Origin of the sequence: Pseudomonas sp. AM8 (genome assembly GCF_036346475.1) — a bacterium.
Lineage (GTDB): Bacteria > Pseudomonadota > Gammaproteobacteria > Pseudomonadales > Pseudomonadaceae > Aquipseudomonas > Aquipseudomonas marginalis.
In genome coordinates this window covers 1-25,973 of sequence record NZ_JAOTNX010000015.1, presented here as the reverse complement: position 1 = coordinate 25,973, position 25,973 = coordinate 1, and the positions used below count along the sequence as shown (strand labels likewise).

Below are 25,973 nucleotides of genomic sequence, written 5' to 3'. Positions count from 1 at the left end.
GTAGATGGCGCACCCGGGCATCGCCCATGCGCCAAAAAAAGTCATTCAATCGACCCCTCGGTTGCGACCGACCCAATACCGACCTACTGTTCCAGACCATGCTCTGCGATTTGCTGTCCCCCACCCTAGGCCCCCAGGTGACGACATGCCCACACTACCCCGCCCTGCCGTACTCGAGCTGATCGGCAACACGCCGCTGGTTCGGGTCAGCCGTTTCGATACCGGCCCCTGCACGCTGTTCCTCAAGCTTGAATCCCAAAACCCCGGCGGCTCCATCAAGGACCGCATCGGCCTGGCCATGATCGACGCCGCCGAACGCGACGGCCGCCTGCGCCCCGGCGGCACCATCATTGAAGCCACCGCCGGCAACACCGGCCTGGGCCTGGCGCTGGTGGGCCGGGCGAAAGGTTATCGGGTGGTGCTGGTGGTGCCCGACAAGATGTCCACGGAAAAAGTGCTGCACCTCAAGGCCATGGGCGCCGAGGTGCATATCACCCGCTCCGATGTGGGCAAGGGCCATCCCGAGTATTACCAGGACATGGCCGCGCGGCTGGCCAAGGAGATTGACGGCTGTTTCTTCGCCGACCAATTCAACAACCCGGCCAACCCCCTGGCCCACGAGACCAGCACCGCGCCGGAGATATGGGCCCAGACCCAACACGATGTAGACGCGATTGTGGTGGGCGTCGGCTCGGCCGGCACCCTCACCGGCCTGACGCGCTTCTTCAAACGGGTGCAGCCCGAGCTGGAAATGGTCCTCGCCGACCCGGTGGGTTCGGTGATGGCCGAATACAGCCGCAGCGGCAAGCTGGAAACACCCGGCTCGTGGGCGGTGGAAGGCATCGGCGAGGACTTCATCCCGTCGATTGCCGACCTGTCCAGCGTACGCCACGCCTACTCCATCAGCGATGAAGACAGCTTCGACCACGCCCGCCAGCTGCTCAAGGCCGAGGGCATTCTCGGCGGTTCATCCACCGGCACCCTGTTCGCGGCCGCGCTGCGGTATTGCCGCGAACAAACGGTGCCCAAGCGCGTGGTCACCTTTGTCTGCGACACCGGCACCCGCTATTTGTCGAAGGTCTACAACGACCAATGGATGACCGATGCAGGCTTGCTGCACTACAAGCACTACGGCGACCTGCGCGACTTGATCGCGCGGCGCTTCGAAGATGGTCGCGTGATCAGCGTGAGCCCCGACGACACCCTGCTCACCGCCTTCCAGCGCATGCGCCTGGCGGACGTGTCGCAACTGCCGGTGCTGGTGGACGGCCGCGAACTGGTGGGGGTGATCGATGAGTCCGACATCCTGCTGGGCCTGCACCATGACGCGGCGGACTTCTCCATGATGGTCGCCAGCGCCATGAGCGACAAAGTCCACACCCTGGCCCCCGGCGCCAGCCTGGCCGAATTGCAGGCTGAACTGGACCGCGGCCTGGTCGCCATCATTGCCGACGCGGCGGGCTTTCACGGCCTGATCACCCGCGTCGACCTGCTCAACCACCTGCGGAGATCCCTTGCATGAGCCAGCCCGATAAAAGCGCGTTTGCCACCCGTGTGATCCACGCCGGGCAGTCACCTGACCCGACCACGGGCGCGCTGATGCCGCCGATCTACGCCAACTCCACCTACCTGCAAGACAGCCCCGGCGTACACAAGGGCTTCGACTACGGCCGCTCCCACAACCCCACGCGGTTTGCCCTGGAGCGCTGCGTGGCCGACCTCGAAGGCGGCAGCCAGGCGTTTGCCTTCGCGTCCGGGCTGGCAGCAATCTCCACGGTGCTGGAGTTGCTGGATGCCGGCGCCCATATCGTGTCCGGCAACGACCTCTACGGCGGCACCTTCCGCCTGTTCGACAAGGTGCGCCAGCGCAGTGCCGGGCACCGTTTCAGCTTTGTCGACCTGAGTGATGTGGCGGCGTTCGAAGCGTCCTTGCAGGACGACACGCGCATGGTTTGGGTCGAAACCCCGAGCAACCCGCTGCTGAGCCTCACCGACCTCGGCGCCATCGCCCGTATCTGCCGCAGCCGCGGCATTCTCTGCGTGGCCGACAACACCTTCGCCAGCCCGTGGATCCAGCGTCCGCTGGAGTTGGGTTTCGACATCGTGGTGCACTCCAGCACCAAGTACCTCAATGGTCACTCCGATGTGATCGGCGGCATCGCCATCGTCGGCGACAACCCCGAGTTGGCCGAGCGCGTGGGATTTTTGCAAAACTCGGTTGGTGCCATCGCCGGCCCGTTCGATGCCTTCCTCACCCTGCGCGGCGTGAAAACCCTGGCCCTGCGCATGGAGCGCCATTGCAGCAACGCCCTCGACCTGGCCACCTGGCTGGAACAGCAACCGCAAGTATCCCGGGTCTATTACCCAGGCCTGGCGTCCCACCCGCAGCACGAACTGGCACACAGGCAGATGCGCGGGTTTGGCGGGATGATTTCAGTCGACTTGAACAGCGACCTGGCCGGCGCCACGCGCTTCCTGGAAACCGTCAAGCTCTTCGCCCTGGCCGAGAGCCTGGGGGGTGTGGAAAGCCTGATCGAACACCCGGCGATCATGACCCACGCCAGCATCCCGGCGGCGACCCGTGCGCAGTTGGGGATTGGCGACGGGCTGGTACGGTTGTCGGTGGGGGTTGAGGACGTGGAGGATCTACGGGCGGACCTGGCGCAAGCCTTGGCCCGTATATAAATCCCCCAGGCAACAGGGATCAACTGTGGGAGGGGGCTTGCCCCCTCCCACATTGGGTACGCGTCACCCCTGGACGATGTTGGCACGCGCCGAATGCAGCTTCTTGTAGCTCTCGATCAAGCGCAAATGCCGGTCCAGCCCTTCCAGCTTCATGCTGGTCGGTGTCAGCCCATGGAAACGCACACTGCCGTTGACCGAGCCGATCACCGCATCCATCCGCTCATTGCCGAACATGCGGCGGAAGTTGGCTTCGTAGTCCGCCAGTTCCAGGTCGTCGTCCAGCTCCATCTCCAGCACCGCATTCATCGCCTGGTAGAACAGGCCACGCTCAGCGGTGTTGTCGTTGTACTGCAGGAACATCTCCACGCACTCCTTGGCCTCCTCGTACTGCTGCAAGGCGAGGAAGATCAGCAGCTTCAATTCGAGGATGGTCAGTTGGCCCCAGGCCGTGTTGTCGTCAAACTCGATGCCGATCAGGGTGGTGATGTCGGTGTAGTCGTCCAGCTCGCTTTCGATCAGGCGCTCGACCAACCCCTGCAATTCCGCTTCGTCCAGGCGGTGCAGATTGAGGATGTCCTCGCGGAAACACAGCGCCTTGTTGGTGTTGTCCCAGATCAGGTCGTCCACCGGGTAGATTTCCGAGTAGTCCGGCACCAGGATGCGGCAGGCGGTTGCGCCGAGGTGTTCGTACACCGCCATATAGGCTTCCTTGCCCATGCCTTCGAGGATGCCGAACAAGGTCGCGGCCTCTTGGGCGTTGGAGTCTTCACCTTCGCCTGAGAAGTCCCACTCGACAAATTCGTAGTCCGATTGGGCGCTGAAGAAGCGCCACGACACCACACCGCTGGAGTCGATAAAGTGCTCGACGAAGTTGTTCGGCTCGGTCACCGCCTGGCCTTCGAAGGTCGGCTGCGGCAGGTCGTTCAAGCCTTCGAAGCTGCGGCCTTGCAGCAGTTCGGTGAGACTGCGTTCCAGCGCCACTTCCAGGCTCGGGTGGGCACCGAACGAGGCGAACACGCCGCCGGTGCGCGGGTTCATCAAGGTCACGCACATCACCGGGAATTCGCCGCCCAGGGACGCGTCCTTGACCAGCACCGGGAAGCCCTGGGCTTCCAGGCCTGCAATACCCGCCAGGATGCTCGGGTACTTCGCGAGCACGTCAGCCGGCACGTCCGGCAGGGCAAATTCGCCCTCGATGATTTCGCGCTTCACTGCCCGCTCGAAAATCTCCGACAGGCACTGCACCTGGGCCTCGGCCAGGGTGTTGCCCGCGCTCATGCCGTTGCTGAGGTAGAGGTTCTCGATCAGATTGGACGGGAAATACACCACCTCGCCATCCGACTGGCGCACGAACGGCAGCGAAACGATGCCGCGCGCTTCATTGCCGGAGTTGGTGTCGAACAGGTGCGAACCGCGCAGCTCGCCGTCGCGGTTGTAGACCTTCAGGCAGTAGGCGTCGAGGATTTCCCCGGGCAGCTCGTCATTCGGGCCCGGCTGGAACCAGCGTTCGTCCGGGTAATGCACGAACGGCGCATTGGCCAGTTCCTCACCCCAGAATTGGTCGTTGTAGAAGAAGTTGCAGTTGAGCCGCTCGATGAACTCGCCCAACGCCGACGCCAGGGCGCCCTCCTTGGTCGCGCCCTTGCCGTTGGTAAAGCACATCGGTGAATGGGCGTCGCGGATATGCAGCGACCACACGTTCGGCACGATATTGCGCCACGAGGCGATCTCGATCTTCATGCCCAGGCCGGCAAGGATCCCGGACATGTTGGCGATGGTCTGCTCCAGCGGCAGGTCCTTGCCAGCAATATAAGTGCCCGCCTCGCTGCCCGCGCTCGGCATCAACAGGGCCTGGGCATCAGCGTCGAGGTTGTCCACTTCTTCGATCACGAACTGCGGCCCGGCCTGCACCACTTTCTTCACGGTGCAACGGTCGATGGAGCGCAGGATGCCCTGGCGGTCCTTATCGGAAATATCGGCCGGCAACTCCACCTGGATCTTGAAGATCTGGTTATAGCGGTTTTCCGGATCGACAATATTGTTCTGCGACAGGCGAATATTGTCCGTGGGGATGTTGCGCGTGCTGCAGTACAACTTGACGAAGTACGCCGCACACAACGCCGACGAAGCCAGGAAGTAATCGAACGGCCCCGGTGCCGAGCCATCGCCTTTATAGCGAATAGGCTGGTCGGCAATCACCGTGAAGTCATCGAACTTGGCTTCAAGCCGGAGGTTGTCGAGAAAGTTGACCTTGATTTCCATGGGGGCACACCAGAATAACGGGCTAAACAAAAATGGCCGCCATTATGAGGTTTTTCATCGGGAAGTTTCAGGCTTTTCAATCATGCGGGGTGATGGATAGCGGTTCTACCGGCGCGATTCCCCGACGGATGTGCTGAATAACAAGTGAATATTTCATGAATCAATGCCCCGCAAATTTTATCTCATAGCATTTGAAAAGCCGCTGGAACGGTGCCAGCATGGCCATGTGCCACTATTTGATTTCAGGGCTTCAGGTGAGGGTCAATATGGAATATCAACTCCCTGCGACAAAGGCGATGAGATGGCTGACGAATGCAGACGCACCGTATGACACGCGCATACGCAGCGAACTTATAGCCGGGCCTTTTTCTTCCAAGGGGGTGCTCTGGGTCGGTTGGTTTAACAGCCTGGTGATATGCACAGTCGCGGTTACACTGCACCCGAGCCAATTCTTCATTGCCTGGCTCATCATTGATTCGATGATCTGGCTCTCACGGTTAGCACTGCTGTATTGGATCAATAAATACGGCGGCCAAAAATATCCTTATGTCATTGACCTATCGTTATTACTGGGCCTGGTCTGGGCGGCGGAGCTGGGCCTGGGTACCGCTGGTTGCCTGATCAGCGGCGATGCGATTCTTCAAGTTCTCGGGTGCACCTCAATGGTGAGCGTGAATGCCGCGATCGCCATGCGTAATCAAGGTGTACCGCGCTATGCATTTACTCAAATATTGCTGACGGATGTGCCCATGAAGCTCGCCACCTTGTTTCAGCCGGAACCGCTGCTGAGGATATTCCTGCTCCAGGCCCCGCTGTACTTGACGGGCATGTGGCTACTGCTCAACACGTTGAACGATAACCTGGTGCGCGCGTTACTGGCCGAGGCCAAAAACGAAATCCGCGCGACCCATGACCCCCTCACCGGCCTGTACAACCGTATGGGGATACTCGAACTGATTGAAAACACCCTGGCCCGCAGCCGGCATGCCGATAAACACTTTGCGGTGCTCTATATAGATCTGGATGGTTTCAAGAGCATCAACGATAACCACGGACATGCCGAAGGTGACAAGGCGTTAGCCGAATTTGGTGCAACACTTAAATCGATTGTCAGGCTAAATCAGGATTGCGCCGGCCGCTTGGGTGGAGACGAATTTATTCTGCTGATGAATAATTCCGGCATGACCTCTGCCACCCTGGCAGCGCAACGAATTATAGAAACATTGCGACAGGCCTCTGAGCGTTGCGCTCTTCCCTATGCCTTGCAAGCCAGCATCGGCATTGCCCTCTTTGAAGGCGCCGACAGTACGTCACATACCTGCGCACAAACAGTGATTGCCCATGCGGATGGTGCGTTATATGAAGCCAAGCGCGCAGGCAAAAACTGTTTTCGTATCGCACCAGGACAATTCGCCACTTAGGCCCTCCTGAACGCCATTCGTCACGTCCCGGTTTATATCAAACAATCGCCATCAACTTATTCCGTGTGATGCCGATGAACTTATGGCAATTCAGGGAGTAGTCGGAATGCGCAACAACCAGCCCGTAACACAGCGCGAGATTTCACTCGCGCCTTCGCAAAAACTCATCTCCGCCACCGATGTTCAAGGGATGATCACTTACTGCAACGACGCCTTCGTCGATATCAGCGGTTTTGAACGCGCCGACCTGATCGGCACGCCCCAGAACATCGTGCGGCACCCCGACGTGCCACCCGCCGTTTTCGCCCACATGTGGAGCGCGCTCAAGCAAGGCCTGCCGTGGATGGGCATCGTCAAGAACCGCTCGAAAAACGGCGACCACTATTGGGTCAATGCCTACGTCACGCCGATCTTCGACGGCAGCCGGGTCGTTGGCTTCGAGTCGGTGCGGGTCAAGCCTACGGCCGATGAAATCCGCCGCGCCCAGGCCCTCTACCGGCGTCTGAGCCAAGGCAAGCCGGGCGTGCCGCGCCAGGATGCCTGGCTGCCGGCGGCAGTGAGTTGCGTGCCGTACATGGCCACCGGTGTGGCTGGCAGCGTCGCCGGGCTGTTCCTCAGTGCACCGGTGGCCGTCGCAGTGGCCGTGGCGGTCGCGCTGCCGGTGGGCCTGCTGTGCTCGCGCTGGCGCCAGGGCAGTACCCTGCGTCTATTGGAGGGGGTCGAACCCTCGACGTCGGATGCCTTGATCGCGCAGATGTACAGTGACGCACGCGGCCCACAGTCGCGTTTGGAAACCGCGTTTCTCAGCCAGACCGCGCGCCTGAAAACCTGCCTCACCCGCCTGCAGGACAGCGCCGAACAACTGAGTACCCTGGCGGGGCAATCCGATCAGTTGGCTGCCGCCAGCGCCAAAGGCCTGAACCGCCAGCGCGTGGAAACCGAACAGGTCTCGGCGGCCGTCAACCAGATGGCCGCGACCACCCAGGAAGTCGCCAGCCATGTACAACGCACCGCCGACGCCACCCAACAGGCCAACGTGCTGACCGGGCGCGGCCGCGAAGTGGCGCGCGATACCCGTGAAGCCATCGAGCGTCTGTCCACCATGGTCGGCGAGACCGGGGTGACCGTGGCGCAACTGGCCAGGGACAGCGACGAAATCGGCAGCGTGGTGGATGTGATCAAGGGCATCGCCGACCAAACCAACCTGCTCGCCCTCAACGCCGCAATCGAAGCAGCGCGAGCCGGCGAACAAGGCCGAGGCTTTGCAGTGGTAGCCGACGAAGTGCGCCAACTGGCCCAGCGCACGTCACAATCGACCACCCAGATCCATGGGCTGATCACCAAGCTCCAGGCATCCTCCAGCAACGCGGTGCAAAGCATGGAAAACGGCCAGCGCCAGGCCCAGGAAGGCGTAGCCTGGGTGCTGGAAGCGGACCAGGCCCTGGTGGGGATCAGCGAAGCGGTGTCGCATATCACCGACATGACCACCCAGATCGCCGCCGCCACCGAAGAACAAAGTGCCGTCGCCGAGGAGATCAGCCGCAACATCACCACCATCGCCGAACTGGCCGACCAGACCTCGATACAAGCCCATCAATCCACGGACCTGAGCAAGGAACTGACCAATACCGCGGCCACCCAATACGCGCTGGTTGAGCGCTTCAACCGCTAGAGGCAGACAAGCTTCTCTAGTAAGCCCGCTTACTGTGGTGAGCGGGCTTGCTGTGGTGAGCGGGCTTGCCCCGCGCTGGGCTGCGAAGCAGCCCCAATCAGGCTCCCTGTGTTCTGTCAGGTAAACCGCAGCGCCTGGTTTTGGGTCTGCTGCGCAGCCCAGCGCGGGACAAGCCCGCTCACCACAGGTTAGGAGTAGTCCTCAGATCACGTGGGGCGTGGAGGTGCAATCTCGAATGGGTTATCGGGTGAGCCTGCGCAAGCTTATTGTGGTGAGCGGGCTTGCCCCGCGCTGGGCTGCGAAGCGGCCCCAATAAAGATCACTGTGCTCCATCAGACAAACCGCAGTGCCTGGTTTTGGGGCTGCTTCGCAGCCCAGCGCGGGGCAAGCCCGCTCACCACAACAAGCCCGCTCGCAACAAGATAACCACTCATGCCAAGCTTGGGTTAACGTCCACTCATCCCTCTGCATGAAGCCCGCTCATGTCCATCGCCGAGAACCTCATCGCCTTCACCTTCGCCGCCACCCTGCTGACCCTCACGCCCGGGCTCGACACCGCCTTGGTCCTGCGCACCGCCACGGTGGAAGGCAAGCGCCAGGCGCTGCAGGCCACGCTGGGCATCAACGCGGGTTGCCTGGTGTGGGGCGCCGCGGTTGCCTTTGGCCTGGGCGCGTTGATCGCGGTGTCGGAGATGGCGTTCAACCTGCTCAAGTACTGCGGCGCGGCTTACCTGGCCTGGCTGGGGCTGAACATGCTGGTGTGTCCGCGCCGCTCATTGGCACCCGCTTCAGCCGATGGCAAGCCCGGCGGCAACTGGTTTATCAAGGGCATGCTGGGCAATGTGCTGAACCCCAAGGTGGGGATTTTCTACGTGTCGTTCCTGCCGCAATTTATCCCCCAAGGGCATTCGCTGATTGCCTGGACCTTCGGCCTGGTGAGCATCCATGTGTTGCTCGGGCTGCTGTGGTCGCTGGTATTGATCGGCGCCACGCAGTCGCTGTCCGGGTTCCTGCGCCGCGAAAAGGTCATCCAGTGGATGGATCGCACCACCGGCGTGATCTTCGTGCTGTTTGCCGCAAAGCTGGCGTTCAGCAAGCGCTGAGTTTTCCCCATGCCAAATCCCCCCTTGCCCCCTCGGCGCAAACACGCTACAAATCCCCCTTCACGAAGTTGTACGACAACCTAAAAATAAATCGCCATCCCCGACGATGGCGCCAACCGCCCGAGCCCCAGCATGACTCCGCCTGCCCCGACGCAAACTGCCCCCGCCCTGTTCTCCCGCCCCATTGCCGTGTTGATTCTGCTCTGCATGGGCTGTGCCTTCGCCGGCAATCACATCGCCGCTCGGGTCGCCTTCGATGATGGCGCCGGTGTGCTGTTGGCCATTCTGCTGCGCTCGGGTGGCACCTTGCTGGTGCTGGCGGTGCTGGTACTGTGGCAACGCCAAAGCCTGCGCCTGCCCGCAGGTGCATGGCGCTGGCAAGTGCTGCTGGGCCTGCTTATCACTACCCAGAGCCTGTGCCTCTACTCCGCAGTGGCCCGCGTGCCGGTGGCGCTGGCGCTGCTGGTGGGCAACGTGTTCCCGATTCTGCTTGCCCTGCTCACCTGGGCATTCGGCGGCCCACGTCCGACGGCGCGCACCGCCTTGCTGATGGGCTTGATCCTGGTGGGCCTGGTGTTTGTGCTGGACGTACCCGGCCGCCTCTCAGGCAGTGCCGATATCGGCCCGCAATGGCTGCTCGGCGTCGGCCTGGCCTTCTGCGCCGCGTTCGTGTTCGCCTGCGCGCTGTGGATCACCGACCACAAGTTGTCCCAGGTACGCGGCTCCGTGCGCAGCCTGCTGACCATCTTCATCGTATTCAGCAGTGTCAACCTCGCCGGCCTCAGCGGCGCCCTTCCCGGCGGCCTGAACCCGCCGGCCACGGGTACCGGCTGGCTGGCACTCGCAACGTTGGTGGTGCTGTACGGCACCGGTTTTATCGTGCTGTTCATGTCGGTCCCGCGCCTGGACATGCCGCGCAATGCGCCGGTCATGAACATTGAGCCGCTGGCGACGTTGCTGATGGGCTGGATCGTGCTCGATCAAATGCTCAGCGCCGGCCAGATAGTCGGCGGCGTCATCGTGGTGACCGGGATTGTGCTGCTGACCTATCGCAAGTCTGCCCGGTAACGATAAATCCCCGCCTGACCTGGCCCAATTCCTGCCTCCCCAATCCCACCCGGTCGCTACTGACTACGCGGACGACTCTTTTGAGCCCGGCCGCCCAACACCCTCCCCGGATAATCCAGCATCCCCGACCCCTTCCGAGGCCTTCCCCATGACGAGCCCCTCCACCGAACAGGTAAGCCCCCAAACCCTGCGCAAGGTCATCATCGCCGCCGGCATCGGTAACTTCGTCGAATGGTTTGACTTCGCCGTGTACGGCTTCCTCGCCACCACCATCGCCCAACAGTTCTTCCCCAGCGGCGATGCCAGCGCGGCCTTGCTCAAAACCTTCGCGGTGTTCGCCGTCGCCTTCGCCTTCCGGCCCCTGGGCGGGATTTTCTTCGGTATGCTCGGCGACCGTATCGGGCGCAAGCGCACCCTGGCCATGACCATCCTGCTGATGGCCGGCGCCACCACCTTGATCGGCCTGCTGCCCACCTACGCCGCCATCGGCGTCACGGCGCCGATCCTGTTGTCGCTGATCCGCTGTGCCCAGGGTTTCTCCGCCGGCGGCGAATACGCCGGCGCCTGTGCCTACCTGATGGAGCACGCGCCCCGGGACAAACGCGCCTGGTACGGCAGCTTCGTGCCGGTGTCGACGTTCTCCGCCTTCGCCGCCGCCGCCGTGGTGGCGTACGCCCTTGAAGCGTCGTTGTCCGCCGAGGCCATGGGCAATTGGGGTTGGCGCCTGCCGTTCCTGATCGCCGCGCCGCTGGGCCTGGTGGGCCTTTACCTGCGCTGGAAGCTGGATGAGACGCCCGCCTTCCAGGCCGTGAAGCAGGAGCACGCGGTGGCCCACTCGCCACTCAAGGAAACCTTGCGCAACCATGGTGCGGCGATCTGCTGCCTGGGCGCTTTTGTGTCACTGACGGCGCTGTCGTTTTATATGTTCACCACCTACTTCGCGACGTACCTGCAAGTGGCCGGTGGGCTGAGTCGGGCGATGGCGTTGCTGGTGTCGCTGATCGCGTTGATCTTCGCCGCGGCGATTTGCCCGCTGGCGGGGCTGTATTCGGATCGCGTGGGGCGTCGGGTCACGGTGATGACGGCGTGCGTGTTGTTGATGGTGGTGGTGTATCCGTCGTTCCTGATGGCCAGTTCCGGTTCGTTCACGGCGTCAATTGTCGGGGTGATGTTGCTGGCGGTCGGCGCAGTACTGTGTGGTGTGGTGACGGCGGCGTTGCTGTCGGAGACCTTTCCGACCCGCACGCGCTATACCGCCTCGGCGATTACCTACAACATGGCGTATACGATCTTCGGCGGTACCGCGCCGCTGATGGCCACGTGGTTGATCAGCACCACCGGCAGCAACCTGTCACCGGCGTTCTACCTGATTGCCGTGGCATTGCTGGCGTTGGCGGGCGGACTGGCGTTGCCGGAGACGTCGAGGATTTCCCTGCACGACGTGGGCGCTGAGGACAAAAGCCCGGCGCCGCTGCTCTCGCGTTAAGCACTCACACCGTCCAAACCGTAGCAGCGGCCGACGCATGAGCAGCGCTTTTTGGGGGGGCCGCTATGAACACAGCGGTATGCATCGTTGCACCGGTTTGGGATGCCAAGCCTTGAGCGGGCACTCAGCCCCCCGCCAACAGCCCGACCAACTGCCACGGCGTCATCTTCGTCACCATGATCATCACGATCACAAACATCCCCAAGAACCCGAAGACGCCCAGCCAGAACCATTGCCGGTACACACCACGGTATCCATCATCCAGCACCGTGTCGGTCTCGACCGCCCGCGAGGCCATCTGCTGCAAGCGCTTCTGCAGTACCAGCACCGGCAGCCACAGCGAGCCCACGCAGAGGAAGATGATCAACGCGGTCAGTACCCATTCCGTGGTCACAGACAGCCCGGCAAGCTGGATCAGCAGCAAGCCCGTGATGATCTGAATAACGCCCGCCGGCGTGGTAATCCAGGTATCAAACCGTACGACCATGCGCGCCACATGGGCGATCACTTGCGGGTTGGCCGTGCGACTGGCGGCGATCAGGTAGAGGTACGAGCCCATGCCGAAGCCGAACAGGAAAATCGCCGCGATGATGTGCAGGTACTTCAGGCACAGGTAGAGCATCCGTCAGGCCTGCCCGTCAGAGAAGCGCACCGTCAGGCTCAGCTTCGTCGGTTCGTTGATGGCGGCCATGTATTCGTCGACGCTGATTTCGCCTACGCACGGGCGGGCACCGGGCTCGGGCACGTAACCGTGGGCCATTTTGGTGGCAAGGGCAACGGCTGCACAGCTGGGGATTTCCGGGCCCTTGTCGTCCAGGGCCGTGAGTTGCACCGCCAGGGACAGCGGCTGACCGTGCATGCCCAGGCCTTGCACGTCGATGTACATCGCGCTTTTGCCATCACCCAATCGTTCGAACCAGGTGCCCAGGCGATGCAGTCTGGCGGCCCATGCAAGGTGGTCGCGCACAATGCCCATGCGTAGCGCTTGCGCCAGCAGATAATTGGCGACACCGCCCAGTTTGAGCCCCGCACCGGCCTTGAAGCGCAAGGTATGGGCGCCATAACGACCAGCGAATATATCCATGTCGGGCACGTCCACATTGGCCAGCACCCGCGTGCCGAGCTGGGGCATCCTGCGCAGGGTCAGGTCCTGCCAGCCCAGCACTTCGTGCACCTGGCCCTGCTTGAGTTGCTTGATCGGTTTGCCCGCGTAGGCAAGCACACCTTCGATGGTCGACAGCCCCGGCATCTTCGCCGAAGAGGAAATGCCATGCTCGATGGTGTCGATGCGCGTAAAGCGATCGCGGTACTGATCGATGATGGCGGACGACAACGTCGGTACAGAGCTGCAACCGCTGAGGACGGCCACGCTCGCCTGCCGGGCTTTCGCATCCAGCACGCCGACGCCATTGACGAAGGTCCGGCAATCCGACAGGTCGCAGTAGTTCACGCCCGCGTCAATGCAGTGCTGGGCGACGGCATAGGATTGCCCCTGGAACGGGCCGCCGGTGTGGATCACCAACTGGATGTCCATCGACTGCAAGACGCCAGCGAACCCGGCCGCCATGGCATCGCCGCACCAGCTTTCGCACACGCGGCCGGAGGATGTTTTCAACGCATCGACTTTGCCCTGCAACTTGTGTGGGTGGCGGCCCGAGACCACCAGTTCAATGCCCGGCGCGCCCGCCAGGTGCTGGCAAATGATGCTGCCAAAGTTGCCGTAGCCGCCGATCACCATCACCCTGAGTGCCATTGCATGCTTCCCTGATCAATCAATTGTGCGCGGGGCCTGAGACAGGCCAGCAGCTGAAACGGCTAAAGATACCCGATTTGCTTAATCGCCTGAGCCAGGATCGACACTCAGGCAGCATTGCTCCCAAGCCTCAGGGCTGCTTACGATAAAACCCGGTCAGGTAGTCCTGGCTGTCCGGCGCCGAGTTGTGCTCGATCACGGCAAAGCCCTTCACCAGTTGGATGTGATACGGCCCGGCCCGAGGGGGCGCCTGGGGTGCGCGCACGATGATCAGGTTTTCGGTTTCCATCGGCACGCTTTGGTGCGTAGTGATGATGATCTTGTCGGTGCCGGTGTCTTTGAGCGTCACGCTGAGTTCCGCCACTTCCCGGCCCTGGGCGTCGCGTTCGGGAAGGATTTTCAGGTCCAGGTCACCGTCGCGGCCGAGGAAGTCATCGCGCATCTGGTAATGGCCATCGCGCTGGTCGCGGGCCACGTCGCCGAGCTTGTCGTACTCAGGCTCCCGGTCCTGCCTGTGCAGTTGAATCTGCAGCTCGGGCTGGTCGCCCTTGGCGCCACTGACCCAGGTGCCCGCGTAGGCATAGGGTTCGACGGTTTCCCGCGTGATGCGCCAGATGCCGGTTTGACGGCCATCATCGGCATATTCGTGCAGGTAGATAAACGACTGGTCGCCGTACTCACCCTGGTCGCCCACCAGCTTGATCGGCTTGCCGCTGCCGCTTTTGGTGTAGCGCAACTCACCGATCAGCACCGCGCCTTGTTGCTGGTACCAGAGCTGCACCGGGATCTTGCCGTTGAGGGTGCCGGTCAGGAACTCGGGGTCTTCGTTGACCGGCCCTTCCAGCCTGGGCGTTTCCAGCCACTGGCCGTCCTTCCACTCACCGGTGGTGCGCAGCATGTAGCCGCTGGGCATGCTGTTGTTGGCGTCATCGTCCGTCGCCGGCACTTCTGCCTGGGTGTACGCGCTGAGTCGCACCAGTTTGCCATCGCGCATCTGATAGCGGCTGGCGCGGGTCCAGCAGCACCCCCGGTCGGTCTGCGAATGGATAATGCCGTCCTTGGGATTGATCGAAAACATCCCGCCGGAGGTCTCGTTGGCCAGGTCGGTCAAGGGGCCATTCAGCACCCAGTGGGACGTGTGCGGGTCTTGCAGATACACGTCGTAACTGGACTGGAAGTCCTTGTCCGCACCGGTGCCATTGCGGATCGCCAGGTCCTGGCGGCCATCCTGGTTGATATCGGCGAAGTACACCACGCCGTTCTCCCCCATCAGGCGCCAGTCCACGGTTCTGCCTTGCTGGTCCAGCGGCACCTGGGCATCCGGGGTCTGCAATTGCTGAAGGATTTCGAGGGAGCGTTTGTCGCGCAGGGTGATGAGCGCCGGCGCCAGGTGCTGCAAGTCCTGCGGCACGTCCGGGAACAACACTTCGACCAGGTATTGACCGCTGGGGTCATTGACCGAGAACGAACGGGGCTCGGCCATGACGGGAGCGGCCAGGGCCAGGGAGAGGAGTACACCGCTGAGTCGCGTACGCATCCAACGCATCCTTGCTGAAATTCGGGGGCGGCAGTGTAAAGGCAAACGGCGAAGGCTTCGAACAAATCGCTGTTTAGGCCCACTCAATGGCTGCTATGTTTTGTGCCTCACGAGCCAAAGGATGTGCCATGGAACCCTTAGCCACCAACGCTGCACTGGTGCTCATCGACATGCAGCAGGGCATGAATGACCCCAAGCTCGGGCGCCGCAATAATCCGCAGGCCGAGCAGCAGTTGCAGCAGTTGCTCGGCGCCTGGCGGCAGTCGGGGCGACCTGTGGTGCACGTCAGGCACATCTCCCGTACCCCCGGTTCGGTATTCTGGCCGGGCCAGCCGGGCTGCGAATTTCAGCCTGCGCTGCAACCGCTGGCCCACGAACATGTGGTGGAAAAGAACGTACCCTGTGCCTTCATCGCCACCGGGCTGGAACGCTGGCTGCACGCGCGTTCGATCAAGCAACTGGTGATCGCCGGGGTGATCACCAACAACTCCGTCGAAGCAACGGCACGCACAGGCGGCAACCTGGGCTTTGACGTGCTCGTCGCCGCAGACGCCTGCTACACCTTCGATCAAACCGATGGGTCCGGGCGCCTGTGGCCGGCGGAGGACGTGCACGCGCTGTCGCTGAGCAACCTGGCCATGGACTACGCCAGGGTGGTCGAGACGGCCGGAATTATCGGCGCTATGCGCTGAACACGCCGGCTTGCACCAGCATGTCAACCAGCGCTTCAGGCCAGACCGTTTCCTCGGTGGCGCGCAACGCCTGAGCCGACCACCAATGATGGTCCGCCATTACCTGGGTTTCTTCCAGCGTCCATTCTGCCCTGGACAGTTCGGTGCTGGCGGTGCGCACCACAAAGTAGTGCTCGACGGCCGACACCGTTTCACCGCTGGGCAGCATCAGCGCAAACCGGCGCTCGGCGATAGGCGCGGCAACGGCCTGCACCTGGATACCGGTTTCCTCGCGCAGCTCGCGGATGGCAGCGGCCTCGAAAGTCTCCCCCGGTTCGACACCGCCGCCAGGGGTAGCCCAGTAATTTTTACCGGCCAATGCGCCGTCTTTATGGATGAACCTGAACAACAGCACCTCGTGCGCGGGGTTGATCACCAGCAGTCGTGCGGCCTTTCGTTCACGCATGGGTCTTCCTTGGGGTCGGGGGTTGATGAGCCTGCAGATACGCCCTCAGCATCAAGGTGGTTTGCTGCTCCAGCGCAGCCTCGAACGCAGGCGCGGCGTTCCCCTCAAGCAGGGTGCGCACCGGGCCGACGATGGCACTCAGCGAGATCGCCGCGACCAGGCCTGGGTCGTCAAAGTGGGCGTCGGACGCCGTTGCCAGCATGGCTGCAATCGCGCCCACCATGCGCAGGTTGATACGTGCGACCAACTCCGGCCCGCCGCGTTCGGCTGCGATCGCATACAGCGCCTTGGATACCGCCTGTTCGCGCAATTTTGCGGTGAGTAATGCCTTGACCAGGCCGCCCGCCATCTCCGCAACCGACGCGCCCTGAAGCCCGGAACACGCCAGCTCGACGCTATCGGCCACGCGCACCAGGTGTTTTTCCAGAATGGCGGCGAGCAACGCATCGCGATTTGGGTAGTACTGGTAGAGACTGCCCACCGACATTCCCGCGCGCTCCGCCACCCGCGTAGTGGTGCAGCGCACCAGGCCCTGCTGGGTCAAAACCTGAAGGGTTGCCTCATGCAATGCTTCGACGGTTGCCGCAGAGCGTGCTTGAACCGCTGATTTTCTTGGTTTCAATGACGCTTTGACGGTGCTCATAGAATGCGAATTCCAAAATCTGAAGGATCCTTCATATTAGGGCCTTATTCAGTTCAAGCAAGAGCAGCAGTCATGAGCAACCTGGCAAGCAGCGGCACCTTCACCCTTGGCGACCATAAGGTCAACCGCATCGGCTACGGCACAATGCAACTGGCTGGGCCGGGTGTATTCGGCCCGCCCAAGGACCGGGATGCGGCCCTGGCGGTACTGCGTGAGGCCGTCGCAGCCGGTGTGAACCATATCGATACCAGCGATTTCTACGGACCGCACGTCACCAACCAAATTATCCGCGAGGCGCTGCATCCTTACCGGGACGACCTCACGATCGTCACCAAGATCGGCGCCCGTCGCGACGATCAAGGTGGATGGCATGGCGCAGCATCGAAGGCGGAACTGACCCAGGCCGTGCATGACAACTTGCGTAACCTGGGCCTGGACGTGCTGGATGTGGTCAATTTCCGTTGCACCCACAACCTGATGGGCACGGCAGAAGGCTCGATCGCAGCGCCCCTGGCCGCACTCGCCGAACTGCAACAGCAGGGCCTGGTACGCCATATCGGCATCAGCAACGTCACGCCGACGCAAGTGGCCGAAGCCCGTGGCCTGATTGAGTTCGTCTGCGTGCAGAACCTGTACAACATCGCCCACCAACACGACAACGCCTTGATCGATGAGCTGGCCAGGGACGGCATCGCCTATGTACCGTTCTTCCCCCTAGGCGGATTTACCCCGGTCCAATCATCGACACTGACCAACGTTGCCCAGCGCCTGGGCGTTACGCCAAAGCAACTGGCCCTGGCGTGGTTGCTGCGTCGCTCAGCGAATATCCTGCTGATTCCGGGGACCTCATCGGTCGCTCATTTGCGAGAAAACCTCGCCGTAGCCGAACTGGACCTGACGGACGACGTGCTGGCAGAACTGAACGACATCGCAGGGTAAACGCATCAGCCTGCCAGTAATTGCGCGATAGCCTTACGCAGATCCCCATGCACGTCTTCCGCGTACGGCAACGCATTTTTCCAGTCATAAAACCAGACGGGCATCTTGCGCTTGTCATCCGGCTCCGAGGCGTAGCGCGGAAAAATATGGCAATGCAACTCCGGCTCCGAATTGCCCAGGATCTCGTAGTTAATGCGCGACGCACCGCTGGCTTGCAGCACCGCGTCGCCGATGCGCGCCATATCGAGCAGGTAGATCGCGCGGGCGTCGGCATCCAGGTCGTTCAGGCTGGCGACCACCGGGTCGGGCAATAGCAGGCAGTAGCCAGGCAGGAATTGCACATCGCCCATCACTGCCCAGCCTGAGGGCATGCGACAGATGATCTTGTGGTTGGTGCCGTTGCGGGCCTGCTCTACGCGTTCCATGATCAGCGGCATACCCTGTCCTTGCGTTAGGTGAGTGCGGGCTGCATCTTAACCATCGTCGACATTTTCAGCACTGGAAACAGCCCATGCGCATTGCCTGCCTTCATACCGCCGCCAGCAATATCAGCGTGTTTGAAACCGCCGCGAAAGCACTGGGTATCGGCGCTGATGTGCTACGTCATGAAGTGCGCGCCGACCTGTTGGCTGCTGCCGAAAACGCCGGTCATCTAAGCGCCGAGATCTGCGCATCCACCGCATCAGCCCTGCTTGCACTGGCTGAACAGGCCGACGCCGTGGTGCTCACCTGTTCGACCCTGGGCCCGGCCGTTGAAGGTATCTCCAGCAGTGTCCCGATCCTGAGAACAGACGAAGCGCTGGCCGCCTCGGCGGTGCAGGCGGGCGGAAAAATTGCGGTGCTGTGCGCGGTGGAAACCACCCTCGAACCGACCGCGCGGCTGTTTCACAAGGCCGCGCTGCAATCGAACGCGGTCGTCGAAGTGCGGCTGGTTCCGGGGGCATGGCGCTTGTTCAAGGCGGGTGACATCGACGGCTACCTGGCGACAATCGCCAAAGCTGCCGATGCCGCCTATCGGGACGGAATGACACGGGTTGCGCTGGGCCAGGCGTCGATGAGCGCGGCCGCCGTGCAGGTAACGGCCGGCCCGCTGCCCCTCACCAGCGCAGCGGCCGGGCTGGCGGCAGCTATGCGGGCCGTTGCCCTCAGTGCGGTTGTGCAACCATTGCACGCCAGGCTTGAACGCTAGGTCGCTCGTCGACCCTGGCCTGCCAGGCGCGCAGGGCTTCACACGTCTGCGGCAGCGGCAATTGCACCAGGTCCGCGAAGATCATGCCGCCGAGTAACGCGATATCGGCCATTGAGAAGGCATCGCCAGCCACAAAGGCGCGGGTCTTGAGCACCTTATCGAAATAGTGCATCCCCCTGACCGCCTTGTCCCGCATGCGCATGCCCCATTCGGCGTTCTGGTAAAGCTCTACCTCAGGCCCAAGCCCAGGGGTGGCATGATGGAAATACACGCTGACCGCATCCATCAATTCAATCTCTGCGCGCTTGGTCATCATGTGGATCAAGCCTTGCTCGGTCGGCGTCCTGCCGGTGAGGGTCGGGTTGCCATCGAGCGTGTCCAGGTACTGGGTGATAGCCGTGCATTCAGCGATGAACGTGCCGTCTTCCAGTTGCAGCACTGGCAGGGTGCCGGAGTAGTTGAGGGCCAGGAACTCAGGTTGTTTGTGCTCCCCTTTCCAGAGGTTGACCGACACGAACTCAACGCGCGGCAACATATTTTTCTCGGCCAGCGCGATACGAACACGCGCTGGATAGGGGCCGTTGTACCAATCATAAATCCGCATCAACTGAGGTTGGGATACGTCGGGTTGTGGTTGTTGGAACGTCATGATCTGCTCGCCTACCTGTCAAATGGTAGGTAAAGACTGAAGGCATTATTTCAAGCCGTCAAGCATTACCTACCAGTTGGCAGGTAAAACCTTATCAGCGTAGAATTCGCCCCTCCCCCCACTGAAGAGCAATCCCCACGTGAGTGAAAATGCCCGCGAAGCGATTCTGGAAGCCGCCAGACTCGCCGCTCAGCACTACGGCTACAGTGGCATCAACTTCCGCAGCATCGGCGAAACGGTGGGGATCAAGAACGCCAGTATCTATTACCACTTCCCGAGCAAAGCCGATCTCGGCGCGGCCGTCGCCAGGCGCTATTGGGAAGACGCCGCCAGCGCCCTCGCGGCGATACGCAGCGAGAACCCGGATCCGCTGCAATGCCTGCGTGCTTATCCGAGCATCTTTCGAAAATCACTCGAAGACGGCAACCGCTTGTGCCTGTCCAGTTTTATGGCGGCCGAATATAAGGACCTGCCGGAGCCGGTGAAGGAAGAGATACTGACGTTTGCCAATATCAACGTAGCCTGGCTGGCGGCGCTGCTTGCCGAGATCGAACCCGGCAATACAGAGGCCTGCGAGCGTCGCGCGCGTGCCATCTACACCGCCATTGCCGGCGCGCAGTTGATTGCCCGCACCCGGGCCGATCTCGGTTTGTACGACGAACTGGTCCAGAGTTATCGGGACGCGGGGCTTATCCCGGCGTGACAAGCTGGAGCCCTGTCGGCGACAGGTAGCGCTCCAGCAATGGCCCCATCGCTGTTGGCCCAACAACACTGCTTGGACAGCTTGTGCTGAATCAACACACGCCTCCTCCCCCAAAAATCCACATATCCCCTTGAAATAAAAGCATTTAATCCTCTGGCATGACGCGTGCAATCGCCTTCGCATACTGACGAAGGATACCCCCATGCCCCAGACACTGCCCCAAGCGCTGTTGCGCCAAGCCCACACCCGAGGGTCGGCAATTGCTTTGCGCTTCAAGCGCCTGGGTATCTGGCACGAGCGCAGCTGGAGCGCGGTGGCGCACGAGGTCAGCCAGCTCGCCGCCGCCTTGCATCAGCGCCGCTTCGGGCCTGACGATAACCTGTTGATCCTCAGCCAGGCGCGCCCCGAAGCGTTGCTGCTGGCGCTGGCCGCGCAATGGCTGGGCGCCAACGTCACGTTGCTCGACCCGGACCGCGACAACCGGGCGCTGCTGGCCGGGCTGCGACCGCGCTTTGTGCTCGTGCAAGACCTGGAAGCGCTGCAACAACTCGGTGAACGCGGGGTGGTGGTGTTTCTTGACGGGCGTGGCCTGAGCCAGTTCGCAGACGCCGATTTGATCGACTATGCCGAGCTGCGTGCCGATGCACCGCCACCCGCCCACGCCCCGCAGCCGAGCGACACCGCCTTCGTCTTTCATGCCGACACCTCCCTGCACTTGACCCATGGGCAACTGCTCGCGGGCGCCCGAACGCTGGTCGACCGCGAACACCTCGGCGCCGACGACGAAGCCCTCGCCGCACGGGTGTTTGCCGCCAGCGGGCAGGCACGCTACCTGCTCGCGCCCTGGCTGCACGCCGGCTTTCGGCTGAACTTCCCCGAGGCCCTCGCCACCCGCGACACCGACCGCCGCGAGCTGGGCCCGACCCTGGTGCTGGGCACCCGCGAATCCTATGGGCGCCTGGAGCAATGGGTGCGTGAACGCCTGCCACTGCCGGGCAGCTTCAGCCATCGTTTATACGACTGGGCCATGCAGCCGACCCCCTCCCCCGTGCGCCGCTGGCTGGGCCATTGGCTGGTGCGTCGGCCGTTGCTGGATGTGCTGGGCATGAGCCGCCTGCGCGTGCCCTTGCTGGTCGGGCCGCCACTGCATCCGGAAAGTGCCGCCTTCTTTGCGGCCCTGGGCATTCGTCCCGGCCATTGGCAAGAGCCGTCCACCCGCCACGAACCCAGCGACCACTTGCTGTCTCAATCTGCCTGACGAGCCTTCCATGCACACACCCACTGAAGCGGTATTACTGCGGCTCGATGACATCTCCCTGTCGTTCAAGGGTATCAAGGCCATCACCTCCATCAGTTTCGAGGTCAAGGCCGGTGACATCTGCGGCCTGATCGGCCCCAACGGCGCGGGTAAAAGCTCGCTGCTCAATGTGATCAACGGGGTCTACCACCCCCAGGGCGGCAGCATCCGCTACGCCGGCCAGACCCGGCGGCGCATGCGCGCGCACCAGGCGGCCGAAGGCGGGATTGCGCGGACCTTCCAGAATATCGCGCTGTTCAAGGGCATGAGCGTGCTCGACAACGTACTCACCGGGCGCAACCTCAAGCGCCGCAGCAGTTGGCTGGAACAGATGCTGCGCCTGGGCCGCGCGCCACGGGAGGACGACGCCCACCGCCTGCACGCGGAAAAGGTGATTGCCTTCCTGCAGATCCATCCCTGGCGCCACGTGCTGGTGGGCACCCTGCCCTATGGCCTGCAAAAACGTGTCGAGCTGGCCCGCGCCCTGGCCGCCGAACCGACCCTGCTGTTGCTGGATGAACCCATGGCCGGCATGAACGCCCAGGAGAAAGCCCAGATGAGCCAGTTCATCCGCGACATCAACCGCGAGTTCGGCACCACCGTGGTGCTGATCGAACACGACATCGGCGTGGTCATGGGCTTGTGCGACCACGTGGTGGTCCTCGACTACGGTCGCAAGATCGGCGACGGCACCCCGCAACAGGTGCGCGCCAACCCCGATGTCATCGCCGCCTACCTGGGTACCTGAACATGGAATTTTTCTTCGAAGTGCTGATCGGCGGGCTGCTGGCGGGCGTGATGTATGCCCTGGTGGCGATTGGTTTTGTGCTGATCTACAAGGCCTCCGGCGTGTTCAATTTTGCCCAGGGCGCCATGGTGCTGTTCGCCGCGCTGACGTTTGTCAGTTTGTTGGAGCGCGGCTTCCCGTTTGCCTGGGCGTTCCTGATCACCCTGGCGAGCATGGTGGTACTGGCGCTGCTGATCGAAAAAGTGGTGCTGCGGCCCTTGGTCAATCGTCCACCGATCATCCTCTTCATGGCCACCCTCGGGCTGTCCTACATGATCGAGGGCTTTGCGCAGTTCCTGTGGGGTGCGCAGGTGCACGGGCTCGACCTGGGCATCGCCGACGAGCCGCTGGAAATCCGCGGCATGCTGCTTTCGCAATTCGACCTGTTTGCCGCCGGCACCGCCGCCGCGCTGGTGATCGTGCTGTCGCTGCTGTTCAACAAGACCCGGGCGGGCCTGTCGTTGCGTGCGGTGGCCGATGACCCGCTGGCGTCCATGGCCATCGGTATTCGCCTGCCGCGCATCTGGGCGTTGGTGTGGGCGGTGGCCGGGTTCGTCGGGCTGGTGGCCGGGTTGCTCTGGGGCGCACGCCTGGGGGTGCAGTTCTCGCTCTCGCTGGTGGTGCTCAAGGCCCTGCCGGTGCTGATCATCGGCGGGTTCTCGTCCATCGGCGGGGCGATTGTCGGTGGCTTGATCATCGGCGCAGCGGAGAAGATCGCCGAGATCTACCTCGGCCCGATCATCGGCAGCGGCATCGAGAACTGGGTGCCCTACGTCCTCGCCTTGCTGTTCCTGCTGGTGCGGCCTGCCGGGTTGTTCGGCGAGCGCGCCATCGAACGGGTTTGATTGTCCTTGGGGAAATGCCTGCATGTTGTATCAAGAAGTCGGTCAAATCAGCACCTCCTACGCGGCCGAGCGCCGCACCTTTCGCCTGCGCCAGGACCGCGTCGCGCTGTGGCTGCTACTGGGCGTGGCGTTTTTTGCGGTGCCCTGGCTGGGCAATGACTACTGGTTCAGCGCAATCCTGGTGCCGCTGCTGGTGCTGTCGCTGGCAGGGCTTGGGCTCAACCTGCTGACGGGCTACGCCGGGCAACTTTCACTCGGCTCGGCGGCGTTCATGGCGGTGGGCGCGTTTGCCGCCTACAACCTGCAGTTGCGGGTGCCCGGCCTGCCGCTGCTGGTGAGCTTTGCCCTGGGTGGCGTGATCGCCGCCGCGGTGGCGGTGTTCTTCGGCTTGCCGAGCCTGCGCATCAAGGGCTTTTACCTGCTGGTGGCGACCCTGGCCGCGCAGTTCGTGGTGGAGTGGGTGCTCACCCGCTTCAGCTGGTTTACCAACGACAACGCCTCGGGCGTGATCACCTCACCGCCGCTGCTGATTGCCGGGCTGGATTTCAGCTCACCGCGCGGCCGCTACGTGCTGACGCTGGCCGTGGTGGTGACGCTGTTCTGGCTGGGCAAGAACCTGGTGCGCAGCGAACTGGGCCGCAACTGGATGGCGGTGCGCGACATGGACACCGCCGCTGCCGTCATCGGCATTCGCCTGTTGAAGGCCAAGCTGCTGGCGTTTGCCATCAGCGGCTTCTACCTGGGCGTCGCCGGTTCACTGTGGGCGTTCGCCTACCTCGGCACGGTCGAGCCCCACGGCTTTGACCTGAGCCGCTCGTTCCAGGTGCTGTTCATCATCATTATCGGCGGCCTGGGCAGCGTGCTCGGCAACGTCCTTGGCGCGGCATTCATCGTGTTGTTCCCGATCCTGCTGGCCAATCTCTTCGCGCTGTTGCCCGCTGGACTGATGGATGCCGGACAGCTGGAGAACATCCAGAAGATGCTGTTTGGCGCGCTGATCATCGCGTTTTTGATCAAGGAACCGGAGGGGCTGGCCCGTCTGTGGCAGCGCTTTCGTCAACGGGCCAGGGTTTGGCCGCTGCGTTACTGAACTCAATAACCCCCCAGGAATGACCTCCATGACACACCGCTTATCGCTGCGCCGCCTGGCCTTGGGCCTGGCCCTGATCACCGCCGGGCTCACGGCCGGCGCCCAGGCTGCCAACGAACAATACTTCCCGTTGCAGAGCTACCGGGTCGGCCCGTACGCCGCCGGCGGCACCGGTTTCTTCGGTGGCTTTATCGACTACCTGCAATACATCAATGCCAAGGGCGGGGTGAACGGCGTCAAGCTGACCTGGAGCGAGTGCGAGACCGAGTACGTGGTGGAAAAAGGCGTCGAATGCTACGAGCGCCTCAAGGGTGGGCTCAACGGTGCACCGGCCGCCGCCACCAACCCGCTGTCAGTCGGCATCGCCTATGCCACCCTGGACCGCTCCACCGCCGACAAGCTGCCGCTGATCACCATCAACCATGGCCGCACCGATTCCACCGATGGCAGCGTGTTCCCCTACGTGTTCCCGCTGCAGCTCAACCCCTATTCGGAAGTCTCGGCGATCATCAACTACATCGGCCAACGCGAAGGCGGCGCCGACAAGCTCAAGGGCAAGAAAATCGCCGTGCTCTACCACGGCTCGCCCTACGGCAAGGAAACCAATGGCGTGCTCGAAACCCTGGCGAAAAACGCCGGCTTCGAACTGACCCTGCTGGAAGTGCCGCACCCCGGCAACGAGCAGCAATCGCAGTGGCTGAACATCCGGCGTCTCAAGCCTGACTGGGTGATCCTGCGCGGCTGGGGTGTGATGAACCCGGTGGCGCTCAAGTCCGCGCAGAAAGTCGGCTACCCGGCCGATCACATCATCGGCAATATCTGGAGCAACTCCGAAGAAGACGTGGTACCGGCCGGTGCCGCCGCCAAGGGCTTTATCTCGATCACCACCCACCCGTCGGGCACCGACTTCCCGGTGCTGCAAGGTATCAAGCAAAGCGTGGTAGACGCCGGCAAGGGCAACCTGGCCGACCCCAAGCGTTTCGGCACCGTGTATTACAACCTGGGCGTGGTCAACGGCATCCTCAACGTCGAAGCCCTGCGCCTGGCCCAGGAAAAATACGGGCAAAAACCACTGACCGGCGAGCAGGTACGCTGGGGCTTCGAACACCTGAACCTCGACGACGCACGCCTGCAGGCCCTGGGCGCCAAGGGCCTGGTGCAACCGCTGAAACTCTCCTGCGCCGACCACGAAGGCGGCGGCGCCGTGCGCTTCCAGCAATGGGATGGCCAACGCTGGAACCTGATCAGCGACTGGGTACAGGCCGACCGCGCCTTGCTGCGGCCGATCATCGAAGCCTCGGCGGCGCAGTACGCCAAGGAGAAAGGCATCACGCCGCGGGATTGCAGCAAAGAGCAGTAAAACGACCCAACTGTGGGAGGGGGCTTGCTCCCGATGACGGTGGGTCAGCTAGTGAATCTGTTGGCTGACACACTGCTATCGGGAGCAAGCCCCCTCCCACATTTAGACCGAGGTGTGTCAGCTCATGCCTACTTCAAACAAGCAACTTTTGGCAGCCGCCCATGCGACCGAAATCTGCCGGATGTAAACGGCTCAACTGTGGGAGGGGGCTTGCTCCCGATGGCGGTGGGTCAGCTAGTGAATCTGTTAGCTGACACACTGCTATCGGGAGCAAGCCCCCTCCCACATTCAGACCGAGGTGTGTCAGCCCATGCCTACTTCCAACACGCGACTTTTGGCAGCCGCCT

24 protein-coding genes and 1 pseudogene are annotated in these 25,973 nt (G+C 62.5%); 17 read left to right on the top strand and 8 right to left on the bottom strand.

The features are described from left to right. The first annotated feature begins 145 nt into the window (after positions 1-145). Together V3W40_RS28965 and V3W40_RS28960 are read left to right on the top strand one after the other, a co-directional pair. A complete protein-coding gene (locus tag V3W40_RS28965) occupies positions 146-1,522 on the top strand; it encodes a pyridoxal-phosphate dependent enzyme (RefSeq protein WP_027608450.1) in 1,377 nt (458 codons plus the stop codon). Beyond that, positions 1,519-2,685, top strand: coding sequence for a cystathionine gamma-synthase (locus V3W40_RS28960; RefSeq protein ID WP_065925186.1), 1,167 nt, complete (start codon positions 1,519-1,521; stop codon positions 2,683-2,685). Before V3W40_RS28965 ends, V3W40_RS28960 begins: the two co-directional genes overlap by 4 nt. A gap of 63 nt (positions 2,686-2,748) precedes the next feature. Here the strand turns inward: V3W40_RS28960 and V3W40_RS28955 are convergent, their stop codons facing one another. Beyond that, a complete protein-coding gene (locus tag V3W40_RS28955; protein ID WP_330216141.1) occupies positions 2,749-4,947 on the bottom strand; it encodes an OsmC domain/YcaO domain-containing protein in 2,199 nt (732 codons plus the stop codon). Between the two features lie 266 nt (positions 4,948-5,213). Here V3W40_RS28955 and V3W40_RS28950 point away from each other — a divergent pair, with 266 nt between their 5' ends. The 6 genes and pseudogenes from V3W40_RS28950 to V3W40_RS28930 all read left to right on the top strand — a co-directional run bounded on the left by V3W40_RS28950 (position 5,214) and on the right by V3W40_RS28930 (position 11,697). Then, the gene (locus V3W40_RS28950) at positions 5,214-6,368 is read left to right on the top strand and encodes a GGDEF domain-containing protein (RefSeq protein ID WP_065925184.1); all 1,155 of its coding nucleotides are present in this window, start codon (positions 5,214-5,216) and stop codon (positions 6,366-6,368) included. An 82-nt stretch (positions 6,369-6,450) separates the two neighbouring features. Beyond that, positions 6,451-6,747, top strand: a pseudogene (locus V3W40_RS34935) (PAS domain-containing protein); the annotation flags it as partial. 195 nt (positions 6,748-6,942) lie between these two features. Beyond that, on the top strand, positions 6,943-8,040 hold the full coding sequence (locus V3W40_RS28945) for a methyl-accepting chemotaxis protein (protein WP_419790228.1): 1,098 nt from the start codon (positions 6,943-6,945) through the stop codon (positions 8,038-8,040). A gap of 482 nt (positions 8,041-8,522) precedes the next feature. Then, positions 8,523-9,143: a LysE family translocator gene (locus tag V3W40_RS28940; protein ID WP_137212575.1), complete on the top strand. Its 621-nt coding sequence runs from the start codon at positions 8,523-8,525 to the stop codon at positions 9,141-9,143. Between the two features lie 132 nt (positions 9,144-9,275). Next, the gene (locus V3W40_RS28935) at positions 9,276-10,211 is read left to right on the top strand and encodes an EamA family transporter (protein ID WP_137212574.1); all 936 of its coding nucleotides are present in this window, start codon (positions 9,276-9,278) and stop codon (positions 10,209-10,211) included. Between the two features lie 148 nt (positions 10,212-10,359). Then, positions 10,360-11,697 (top strand): MFS transporter, encoded by a 1,338-nt coding sequence (locus V3W40_RS28930; RefSeq protein WP_074846931.1) that lies wholly within the window; start codon positions 10,360-10,362, stop codon positions 11,695-11,697. A gap of 124 nt (positions 11,698-11,821) precedes the next feature. Here the strand turns inward: V3W40_RS28930 and V3W40_RS28925 are convergent, their stop codons facing one another. The 3 genes from V3W40_RS28925 to V3W40_RS28915 all read right to left on the bottom strand — a co-directional run bounded on the left by V3W40_RS28925 (position 11,822) and on the right by V3W40_RS28915 (position 14,987). Next, complete coding sequence (locus V3W40_RS28925) at positions 11,822-12,319, bottom strand: DUF2269 family protein (RefSeq protein WP_330216139.1); 498 nt, start codon at positions 12,317-12,319, stop codon at positions 11,822-11,824. 3 nt (positions 12,320-12,322) lie between these two features. Beyond that, positions 12,323-13,450: a saccharopine dehydrogenase family protein gene (locus V3W40_RS28920; protein ID WP_065928076.1), complete on the bottom strand. Its 1,128-nt coding sequence runs from the start codon at positions 13,448-13,450 to the stop codon at positions 12,323-12,325. A 130-nt stretch (positions 13,451-13,580) separates the two neighbouring features. Further along, positions 13,581-14,987: an XAC2610-related protein gene (locus V3W40_RS28915; RefSeq protein ID WP_330216138.1), complete on the bottom strand. Its 1,407-nt coding sequence runs from the start codon at positions 14,985-14,987 to the stop codon at positions 13,581-13,583. 128 nt (positions 14,988-15,115) lie between these two features. On the opposite strand from V3W40_RS28915, the gene V3W40_RS28910 reads away from it, so the two are divergent. After that, positions 15,116-15,679, top strand: a complete 564-nt coding sequence (locus V3W40_RS28910) for a cysteine hydrolase family protein (RefSeq protein WP_092484984.1) — start codon at positions 15,116-15,118, stop codon at positions 15,677-15,679. Here the strand turns inward: V3W40_RS28910 and V3W40_RS28905 are convergent. Together V3W40_RS28905 and V3W40_RS28900 are read right to left on the bottom strand one after the other, a co-directional pair. Continuing rightward, on the bottom strand, positions 15,669-16,124 hold the full coding sequence (locus V3W40_RS28905) for an NUDIX hydrolase (protein ID WP_330216137.1): 456 nt from the start codon (positions 16,122-16,124) through the stop codon (positions 15,669-15,671). The genes V3W40_RS28910 and V3W40_RS28905 overlap by 11 nt on opposite strands. Then, positions 16,117-16,767 carry a TetR/AcrR family transcriptional regulator gene (locus tag V3W40_RS28900; protein WP_065942112.1) on the bottom strand — a complete coding sequence of 217 codons (651 nt, stop codon included), beginning with the start codon at positions 16,765-16,767 and terminating at the stop codon, positions 16,117-16,119. Before V3W40_RS28900 ends, V3W40_RS28905 begins: the two co-directional genes overlap by 8 nt. Before the next feature lie 72 nt (positions 16,768-16,839). Between V3W40_RS28900 and V3W40_RS28895 the strand changes: the two genes are divergently transcribed. Next, positions 16,840-17,706, top strand: coding sequence for an aldo/keto reductase family oxidoreductase (locus V3W40_RS28895; protein WP_065942111.1), 867 nt, complete (start codon positions 16,840-16,842; stop codon positions 17,704-17,706). 5 nt (positions 17,707-17,711) lie between these two features. Here V3W40_RS28895 and V3W40_RS28890 read toward each other — a convergent pair whose 3' ends face one another. Next, positions 17,712-18,143, bottom strand: a complete 432-nt coding sequence (locus tag V3W40_RS28890) for an HIT family protein (protein ID WP_065948272.1) — start codon at positions 18,141-18,143, stop codon at positions 17,712-17,714. Positions 18,144-18,217: 74 nt separating this feature from the next. Here V3W40_RS28890 and V3W40_RS28885 point away from each other — a divergent pair, with 74 nt between their 5' ends. Further along, positions 18,218-18,895, top strand: coding sequence for an aspartate/glutamate racemase family protein (locus V3W40_RS28885; protein ID WP_065928069.1), 678 nt, complete (start codon positions 18,218-18,220; stop codon positions 18,893-18,895). Here V3W40_RS28885 and V3W40_RS28880 read toward each other — a convergent pair. After that, positions 18,852-19,544 carry a glutathione S-transferase gene (locus V3W40_RS28880; RefSeq protein ID WP_330216136.1) on the bottom strand — a complete coding sequence of 231 codons (693 nt, stop codon included), beginning with the start codon at positions 19,542-19,544 and terminating at the stop codon, positions 18,852-18,854. The two genes, V3W40_RS28885 and V3W40_RS28880, sit on opposite strands and share 44 nt — an antisense overlap. Positions 19,545-19,683: 139 nt before the next feature. Between V3W40_RS28880 and V3W40_RS28875 the strand changes: the two genes are divergently transcribed. From V3W40_RS28875 to V3W40_RS28850, 6 genes are all read left to right on the top strand, one after another. Beyond that, positions 19,684-20,247, top strand: a complete 564-nt coding sequence (locus V3W40_RS28875) for a TetR/AcrR family transcriptional regulator (protein ID WP_065928067.1) — start codon at positions 19,684-19,686, stop codon at positions 20,245-20,247. Positions 20,248-20,449: 202 nt separating this feature from the next. Beyond that, the gene (locus tag V3W40_RS28870; protein WP_330216135.1) at positions 20,450-21,505 is read left to right on the top strand and encodes an AMP-binding protein; all 1,056 of its coding nucleotides are present in this window, start codon (positions 20,450-20,452) and stop codon (positions 21,503-21,505) included. Between the two features lie 10 nt (positions 21,506-21,515). Next, positions 21,516-22,292 (top strand): ABC transporter ATP-binding protein, encoded by a 777-nt coding sequence (locus V3W40_RS28865; protein WP_092485007.1) that lies wholly within the window; start codon positions 21,516-21,518, stop codon positions 22,290-22,292. 2 nt (positions 22,293-22,294) lie between these two features. Then, complete coding sequence (locus V3W40_RS28860) at positions 22,295-23,176, top strand: branched-chain amino acid ABC transporter permease (protein ID WP_065928064.1); 882 nt, start codon at positions 22,295-22,297, stop codon at positions 23,174-23,176. A 22-nt stretch (positions 23,177-23,198) separates the two neighbouring features. Beyond that, the gene (locus V3W40_RS28855; protein WP_253490603.1) at positions 23,199-24,266 is read left to right on the top strand and encodes a branched-chain amino acid ABC transporter permease; all 1,068 of its coding nucleotides are present in this window, start codon (positions 23,199-23,201) and stop codon (positions 24,264-24,266) included. Positions 24,267-24,294: 28 nt separating this feature from the next. Beyond that, positions 24,295-25,626 (top strand): ABC transporter substrate-binding protein, encoded by a 1,332-nt coding sequence (locus V3W40_RS28850; protein ID WP_027608469.1) that lies wholly within the window; start codon positions 24,295-24,297, stop codon positions 25,624-25,626. Positions 25,627-25,973 lie beyond the last annotated feature (347 nt).